The organism is Pseudomonas sp. 05N434 (assembly GCF_056396965.1).
The window spans coordinates 1-3,865 of record NZ_JBFTMK010000485.1 but is presented as its reverse complement, the minus strand read 5'-3'; the positions used below and the strand labels follow the sequence as shown (position 1 = coordinate 3,865).

The window sequence follows — 3,865 nt, the reverse complement described above, 5'->3', positions numbered from 1 at the left end:
AGTCTCACCAAATAAATCCTTTCCTGCTTTTCTCAAGCGCTTTCTTTTTTCTCTTTTATTATACCAATCAAAGACCAACCAAGAAAAAAACAGACAACAACCCCTATCGCCGCCGCAACAAGCACGAGAATAGATGAGTTAACTTTATTAGTTGTTGCAACAAGCCTTACCAGCGCAGTAAATGCGACACCACTATAAATACTATTTTGCAAAGTTTTTCTTGGGTTTAATGGTTGCCTTACGATGTAAAATAGCGCCCCAAACATCATTGAAATAACAATTGAGCAGGTAATTATGAGTAGCATCATGTGACCCCATCCTGATTAAAGCAATCATTAAGTGAACTACTGAGACTGAGATGAGCAGGAGGGAACCGCCACCCCCCCCGCTTTTGAATAGACAAGCAAATAAGCGCCAATGGCTACTGGGGTCAATCAGGTTGAGTTCACAGGCGATAAAGTATAGATATGATCATTGACGACAGATCTCACGCCAGTGACTTTTAATTTACCACTATCGTAGAAAGTTCTTTCGTCCATGGACTACTCCTACTACTTCTAACGATCCATCTAAAGGCGTTCGTGGCAACTCAATTCAAATAGGCATCATTCTGGGTGATGCTAGTACAGGGCCATCACTCTGTCCAATGACTGCTCTTGGCCCCCGTGACTGGGGGGACCAACAGGCCTCTTCGTGCGAAAGATTCTGTAACCTCAGCGACCAAGACTATCCGCCAATCTCCTGGCCTGCTGAGTCGCGACCTCACGCGCGCAGAGGTCAACGTCTTCCCCCAGGATGGTCTTCTCTACAGTTACCGAGTGCACATCCGTAACGCCGATAAATTTCAGCCAGGCTTCAACGTAGGGCTTCTGGAAGTCGAAGCGCTCTGCCGGGGTGATCGACTGCGCCGAAAAATCCAGGCCGCGGGCATACATCACCACAGCGGTCTTGTTGTGCAGCATGCCTTCCAGACCGCGCTCCGGGTCGAAGCTGAACAGGATGTCTTTCTGCGACACCAGGTCGATGAAGTGCTTGAGTTTGTACGGGATGCTGAAATTCCACAGTGGCACGGACATCACCAGCACATCCGCGCTGTGCAGATGCGCGGCCAGCGCTTTCAAGGTGTTCCAGGCGTCGTCTTGCGCCGGGGTCAAGGACGTGCCGTTGAGTCCGGCGTATTTGGCCTCCATCGCCTGATCATTGAACTCCGGCAACGCCATGGTCCAAAGGTCAAGGGTGATGATTTCGGTGTCCGGGGTGTTTTCCTGATAGCGCGCAATGAAGCTGCGGGCGACTTCAAGGGAGGCCGAGCGCTGTTTGCGCGGGGAACATTCGATATGCAGAAGAGTAGTCATGGCACGCCTCGGGTAATGGGAGATGGGGGGCGGCAAACATTGCAACATAGTTTTATTTGGAATATAAATCGTAAATAAATAAGCCATTAATCACGTATCAAACTATGTTCGATGCTCTGCTACTCAAGACATTTGTCACGGTCGTCGATGAAGAAGGCTTCAGCCGTGCAGCCGAGAAGCTGCACCTGACCCAGTCCGCGGTCAGTGGGCACGTGCGACGACTGGAAGAACAGATTGGTAAACCCCTGTTGAGGCGTACCACCCGTTCCCAGCAACTGACGCCCGATGGCGAACGCCTGGTGGCTTATGCGCGCACGATCCTCGCGCTGAACCGTGATGCCTGGGCAGAACTGACACGCACGCCGTTTCACGGGAGGCTGCGGATCGGGGTATCCGAAGACTTTGTCGAATCGCGATTAATGCGGACTTTTCAGGATTTCGCGGCGCAGTACCCGGGGATGGAGATCGACGTGCAGGTGGGCATTCCGGGCACGTTGCTGGCCTCGATGAAACAAGGGCATCTGGAACTGGTCATCGGCTCTCTGTGCGAAACCAGCGACACGGGGCTGCTGCTATGGCAAGAACCGCTGGTGTGGGCCTGGTCGGCGCAGCCCGTTACCGAGTTACCGACGCCGTTGCCGCTGGCCCTGTTCCCCGAGCCGTGCCCTTATCGCGAGGTGGCCCTGACACAACTGGCTCGGGCGGGGATCGCCCAACGAACGGCGATGTTGTGCAGCAGCACGGCCGGATTGCGAGCCGCGGCGCTTGCTGGCTTCGCGGTAGCGCCCATGCCAGTCAGCCAGTTGGGGCAAGGACTGGCGGTTCTTGGTGCGGAACAAGGATTGCCGGATTTGCCCGATGCGCAGTTTCGGTTGTTCAGCGCTCCTGAAGCGGATCAGGCGATTGTGGCAGCGGTCACTCAACTCATTGTGGAGTATTGCTCTGCGCGCAGGACTTAAGAATCATACCTTGTTGACCCCGTTACTCACTGCTCAGGGAGAGCGCCATGTCTGTAGAAATCCAGCTTTCGGAAAATGCGACCGAAGCAGAGCGACTAGGCATTTTGACCCCATTGCTGGCCCATAACCTGGCCAACGGTGGCGACGACGCCTATGAAACTTTTGCTCTGTTGCTACGAGACGCTGACAGTAACGAAGTTATTGGTGGGCTGTACGGCAAGATCTCTTATCGATGGCTGCTCATCGATCTTGTCAGCGTTCCCGAGTCAATGCGCGGTCAGGGTATCGGAGAACGGCTAATGCGCATGGCTGAAGAAGTCGCGCAGAAAAAACACTGCATTGGTATCTGGTTGGAGACCTTCAGCTTTCAGGCTCCCGGTTTTTATCGAAAACTGGGTTACTCCGAATTCGGACGCTTGGCAGACTATCCACCAGGACATACCCGGCTCTATTACCAGAAGTTGTTGTGCTGACCGCGTTTTCGATCCAGGGCCGTTAGTTGTGCTTTACAGCGGACGGCTATCGGCCAACAGCGAACCTTAACGATGGTGAATCAGTCCTCACCTTCATGCGCTCATTTGCCAACCCGGTGCCGTGCAGCTACTGTCAGCGTTATGAATCAGCCACGAATTGCCTTGACCACGACTACCACGACCGCCAGAGGCGGGTCGTGAGAGGTGTCGTGAGCCAATAACACACGAACTTCAAAGGCCCGCCAGTGATGGATAGGGCCTTTTCTTTTGCCCTTGTGTCGCTGGTCCAAACGCAAGGAAAAGCACTATGTATGCACTGTTGATTCTCGATATGCAGGTTGGGTTGTTTCATGGTCCGGAAAAACCATGGGCTGGCGAAGCGCTGCTAGACACGTTGAATAACCTGTTGAGTAAAGCCCGGCGTGCAGGTGCGCCGATTTTTCTCGCACGCCATATTGGTCCACCTGGTTCGCCTATCGAGTCCGGAAGTCCGTTGACGCAACTGGTGCAGGAACTGGAGCTACAGGGTGACGAAGTGATCTTCGAGAAAAGCCGACCCAACGCCTTCACCAAGACTGCTCTGGCCGATCAGCTACGAGCTTGTGGCGCTCAGGGCGTGGTCATTACCGGAATGAAGACCCAATACTGTGTCGACAGCACCTGCCGCGCTGCACGGGATTTTGGATTCGATGCAGTGCTGATCGCCGATGGCCACACCTGCAACAGCACCCCTGCGCTGAAGGCTGAAGAGATTGTTGCTCATCACAATGCGACTCTGGCAGGACCATTCTGTCGCGTCGTATATGCTGAGGACTGGTGTTTCTAACCGCCATCGACAGACCGGTCCGAGTCAGGACCGATCTGCCCACTTTGGGTCAACAGCAGCCGTCGCCGAGTGGCAACGGTCGTGGCCCGCCCCTATCGCCCCCCCTGCTGCGCCCTCTTCACGCTCACACCTGATCCATAGCCTCGACCACTCCCTGATCCTCACCCAGAAACCCGCCGCTTTGATGCTGCCACAGCCGCGCATAAATCCCGTTCTTCCCGAGCAATTCGGTGTGGGTGCCCTGCTCGATGA

The 3,865-nt window shown here is 54.5% G+C and carries 6 protein-coding genes; 3 read left to right on the top strand and 3 right to left on the bottom strand.

The window, feature by feature from the left end; translation table 11 throughout:
• Positions 1-32: 32 nt before the first annotated feature.
• A complete protein-coding gene (locus AC1DLB_RS24030) occupies positions 33-308 on the bottom strand; it encodes a hypothetical protein (RefSeq protein WP_138867785.1) in 276 nt (91 codons plus the stop codon).
• A 405-nt stretch (positions 309-713) separates the two neighbouring features.
• Positions 714-1,355, bottom strand: a complete 642-nt coding sequence (locus tag AC1DLB_RS24025) for an FMN-dependent NADH-azoreductase (protein WP_064618382.1) — start codon at positions 1,353-1,355, stop codon at positions 714-716.
• A 104-nt stretch (positions 1,356-1,459) separates the two neighbouring features.
• Here AC1DLB_RS24025 and AC1DLB_RS24020 point away from each other — a divergent pair, with 104 nt between their 5' ends.
• The 3 genes from AC1DLB_RS24020 to AC1DLB_RS24010 all read left to right on the top strand — a co-directional run bounded on the left by AC1DLB_RS24020 (position 1,460) and on the right by AC1DLB_RS24010 (position 3,613).
• On the top strand, positions 1,460-2,314 hold the full coding sequence (locus tag AC1DLB_RS24020; protein WP_064618384.1) for a LysR substrate-binding domain-containing protein: 855 nt from the start codon (positions 1,460-1,462) through the stop codon (positions 2,312-2,314).
• 47 nt (positions 2,315-2,361) lie between these two features.
• Positions 2,362-2,787, top strand: a complete 426-nt coding sequence (locus AC1DLB_RS24015; protein ID WP_018929784.1) for a GNAT family N-acetyltransferase — start codon at positions 2,362-2,364, stop codon at positions 2,785-2,787.
• Between the two features lie 307 nt (positions 2,788-3,094).
• The gene (locus tag AC1DLB_RS24010) at positions 3,095-3,613 is read left to right on the top strand and encodes a cysteine hydrolase family protein (protein WP_105345673.1); all 519 of its coding nucleotides are present in this window, start codon (positions 3,095-3,097) and stop codon (positions 3,611-3,613) included.
• 124 nt (positions 3,614-3,737) lie between these two features.
• On the opposite strand, the gene AC1DLB_RS24005 is transcribed toward AC1DLB_RS24010, so the two are convergent.
• Positions 3,738-3,865 (bottom strand): hypothetical protein (locus AC1DLB_RS24005; protein ID WP_477785762.1); only part of this gene is annotated, 128 nt, incomplete at its 5' end.